At 42.0% G+C, this 4083-nt stretch carries 4 protein-coding genes; all 4 read left to right on the top strand.

Features of this window, described 5'->3' with window-relative positions; all coding sequences use genetic code 11:
- A partial coding sequence (locus B4K20_RS14665; RefSeq protein ID WP_289283473.1) for a TrkH family potassium uptake protein occupies positions 1-919 on the top strand: 919 nt, incomplete at its 5' end.
- Between the two features lie 19 nt (positions 920-938).
- Positions 939-2315, top strand: coding sequence for a Trk system potassium transporter TrkA (trkA, locus tag B4K20_RS14660; protein WP_289283472.1), 1377 nt, complete (start codon positions 939-941; stop codon positions 2313-2315).
- A gap of 401 nt (positions 2316-2716) precedes the next feature.
- Entirely contained in the window at positions 2717-2884 is a 168-nt protein-coding gene (locus B4K20_RS14655; RefSeq protein ID WP_289283471.1) for a hypothetical protein, read from the top strand.
- 167 nt (positions 2885-3051) lie between these two features.
- On the top strand, positions 3052-4083 hold a 1032-nt coding region (locus B4K20_RS14650), incomplete at its 3' end, for a CBS domain-containing protein (protein ID WP_289283470.1).

The raw sequence follows: 4083 nt of genomic DNA, 5'->3' as shown, positions 1-4083 counted from the left end.
TGCTGAAACAGCGCGCTCCTTATGGATTATCTACCTTATCCTGACGGCCTTATGTGGTGTTGCTTATTATTTTGCCGGTATGACTTTATTCGATGCCGTGGGTCATGCTTTTACGACAGTGGCGACAGGTGGCTTTTCGACACATGACGACAGTCTGGGCTTTTATAACAGCCCGTTAATCGAATTAATCGCCATTATATTTATGTTGGCAGGCGGCATTAACTTTGCTGTCCACTTTATTGTTTTTAGAAATAAAATGCTTTCACCCTATGTAAAAGATGCTGAAGTCAGAACCTATGGTTTAGTGTTTTTATTGGCTAGTCTGTTTGTTGCTTTCAGCCTTTATCTTTCTCATGCTTATGGCACGGTATTAGAATCACTACGCTATGCGGCATTTCAGGTTGCTTCCGTGCTGACCAGTACCGGTTTTGGGACGGCTACTTTTGCCAGTTGGCCATTGCATATCCCTCTTATCATGGTGATTTTGTCATTCACTGGTGGTTGTGCAGGTTCAACAGCAGGGGGTGTCAAAGTCATGCGAGTTATGCTGCTTGCCAAGTTGGGCTTACGACAATTATTTCATTTAGCACATCCCCGAGCTGTGGTTGTGGTTAAACAAGGTGAGAGGGCAGTCTCAGAAGAGGTATTGTATTCAGTCTGGGGTTTCTATGTGCTTTATGTGGTTGTCTCATTATTTCTGACAGTAGCGATGATGGCAGCCGGTTTAGATCTTGAAAGTGCATTTGGTGCTGTGGTCGCTACCATTAATCTACTGGGGCCAGGTCTAGGTGAGGTGGCGGTTAATTTTGTCAGCGTGAATGATGTAGTGAAATGGTTAAGTGTGTTTGGCATGTTAGCCGGAAGATTAGAAATATTCACACTATTAATATTGTTGATTCCCGCTTATTGGCGTCATTGATAGCTGTTGAGGAAATCCGATGAAAATTATCATTTTAGGGGCAGGTCAGGTAGGTGGTTCGACTGCTGAGAGTTTGGTCAACGAGGGAAATGATGTCACCGTCGTCGACACAGACAGTTACTTACTGGAACGCATTCAGGATCGATTAGATATTCGTGCTGTGAATGGTCATGCATCCTCGCCTGAGACGTTGATCGCGGCGGGTATTGAGGATGCCGATATGCTGATTGCGGTGACACAAAATGATGAAGTCAATATGGTCGCGTGTCAGGTCGCCAATGCCTTATTCAAAACACCTAAAAAGCTGGCAAGAATAAGAGCTTCGGATTATGTTGAGTATCCCGCCTTATTCTCACCTGACGCCTTTGCAACCGATGTCATTATAAGTCCAGAACAACTGGTTACGGCTTACATACAACGACTAATTGAACAGCCTGAAGTGTTACAGGTTGTTGAATTTTTTGATGGTATGGCCCAACTTGTGGCGGTGGAAGTCAGTGAACAAAGCCCCATGGCTGGCAAGCCTATCAGTAAATTACTCGACATCCTTCCCGATATCAAAATGCGTGTCGCGGCGATATTCAGAGATAATCAAGCCATTCAAGCAACAGGCAGAGAGGCTTTGCAACCCGGTGATGAAATTTTCTTTTTAGCACTCACTCAGCATATTTCGAAACTGGTCAAAGTATTTCGTCATGCCTATAAAACGTATGAACGCATACTCATTGCCGGCGGCGGTAATATAGGGCGTCAACTGGCCAAACGGATAGAGACCAACCATAAGGTCAAAATTATTGAAATGGACCCAAAACGTGCTCGCTTTATTGCCGAGGGCTTGAAGAAGTCCGTTGTTCTGTATGGCGATGCGGGTGACGCTAACCTATTGCAGGAAGAGAATATCAGCAAAACAGATGTGTTCTGTGCTGTGACGAATGATGATGAAGTGAATATTCTTTCTTCTATGCTTGCCAAGCGAATGGGCGCAAGAAAAGTCATCTCGATAATTGGTAAAGCCAGCCATGTGGAACTGGTCAGAGGCACCAGCATTGATTTAGCTATTTCGCCGGCTCAGATCACGATAGGCAGTTTGTTAACGCACATTCGTAAAGGGGATGTCGTGACCGTGCATTCACTTCGACACGGGGCGGCTGAAGCCATCGAGGTGATAGCACATGGTGACTTGACGACATCGAAAGTGGTTGGCCGTCATATTGAGCAAATAAAATTGCCAGCAAGCGCCTCGGTTGCGGCGATTTTAAGAAATGAGCACGTTTTATTTTCAGATAAATCACTTGTGATTGAGCCTGACGACCATCTGATTATTTTTATCTCCAATCAACGTGACATTATGGCTGTGGAGAAGTTGTTTCAAGTCGATTTCAACTATCTGATGTGAGCAATTATTGTTTTATGACAATCAATTTAGAATTTTCAATTTTCAGGAGTAATTCCTAATAAAGCGAGCCTATTCATACGGTAGACTCTTCTGAAAACTCAGGATTGCTAAGCGCGATGCAAAGCAATGCTGATGTCTGAATAATACTGAACACATTTTATATTGCGCTATCAAATTGTATGGATCTAGTGTCATGTGAATACAGTATTCATAATCCATATCAATCATTTAAATGTGTTTTGTTATTCTCATTTTAGAAGTACGACATGCTATGGATATTTAGGTTTTTACTATTATTTGCAATTAATAAAAAATCTTTTTTTAATAGTTGAGCTCGATTTAGCAGTCGATCGTCATTATTGCTTTTGTTAATAACGATACTAATAAAAATGAGGAAAAGGATGCCATTAGGTTCAGAGTCAGGTTCATATATCTCGGCCAGAATTAGTGAATATAAAATGCCCCCACTGAGAGAGATGCTGGTGATGGGGAATGATGCACCGATTGGCTGTATTGCCATGAAAATGGCGTTAGATCTTCTGGTAAAAACGCCCTACGAACACATTTAAGTAGATGATGAAGTGATAGGCGATATTCTCATTCGTCAGTCATTGTTAAGAAGAATCAGTAAGGAGCAGCTGATGGATTTTGTGTTAATCCATACGAAATCGCTATTAGGTTCAGACGAGGTTCTCCATATGGAGCTTGATATTGATGTGCACCTATCAAGAGTAAAATGAATACGTTATTTGTCAGGGATTGTGTTCAGACTGATTTGGTTCAGTTTGTTCTGGATGAAGAACGACCCCGAAAAATTGATAAAAACACCATTTTTGCTGTTTTTAATGACAATCCCAAAGACGGTAAATTTTGTGGTTTAGTCACATTACAAGAAGTCTCTAAACACCCTAACTGGATATTTGCCGATCTCTGTAAATCCAGCTCGCCTATTTTTGTTACCCCCGAAACACCTATAGAACAAAGTCTGGCTATGCTGGATATCAATGGGCAGGAATTATTGCCCGTACTCGATCAGGAACGCTTTGCCGGGGTTATCACACGCACAGCGATTTTTGAACGTATCGCCAGTCGTAAACAACATCTTCTCACACAGTCTCATACGTCACTTGAACAAATTGAGCAAGAACATCAACAACTCCTTTCCTGGTCTAAACGATTGGAAGAGCTGCATGATCGTTCTCGAGACTTATTAGCTTGCCTTGCAACAATTTCGGCAGAGCCAGAAGTAAAATATCAAGGCATCAACGCGCTAGCTAAGTTAGTGCAATGCCATTCCGCATCCGTACAGCTGATTGATAAGCATTATTCCATCACGGATTCAGTCGGTATTGGTTTCACAGATGAACAATTGTCGATACTTCATCACTGTTTAACGTTACACAAAAACACACTCCCAGAAACACCTCAGTTACTGAATGATTTATGCCTTGAATGTAAAGAAGGATCTCATAGCCTATCTTCGGTATTAATGGTGTCCATACGACGTGATGCACATACTTTTGGATATATTCTGCTAAGCGAAAAATTGTCAGGTCAGCAATTTGATAAAAATGATGAACTGTTTGCTTTAAGTTTTGCTCACACTCTGTCGCTTGCGTTGGATAACGCCCAAAAACTGAAACAGGTAGAAAAAGTCAGACATGACTTGGATTATTTAGCCCATTTTGATGCCTTAACCGGCTTACCTAACCGTGCATTACTCACAGATAGACTCCAGCAGGCAGTTAAGCTTGCAGCTCAAAAAAAG

Origin of the sequence: Methylophaga sp. UBA5088 (assembly GCF_002414625.1) — a bacterium.
Classification (GTDB): domain Bacteria; phylum Pseudomonadota; class Gammaproteobacteria; order Nitrosococcales; family Methylophagaceae; genus Methylophaga; species Methylophaga marina.
The sequence above is the reverse complement of the archived record's forward strand: the minus strand, read 5'-3'. Positions and strand labels throughout refer to the sequence as shown.

What these genes read in the sequence shown, in the direction of transcription:
- B4K20_RS14655 (WP_289283471.1), top strand. Translation starts at nt 2,717, where the DNA reads ATGCCATTAGGTTCAGAGTCAGGTTCATATATCTCGGCCAGAATTAGT.
- trkA (WP_289283472.1), top strand. Translation starts at nt 939, where the DNA reads ATGAAAATTATCATTTTAGGGGCAGGTCAGGTAGGTGGTTCGACTGCT.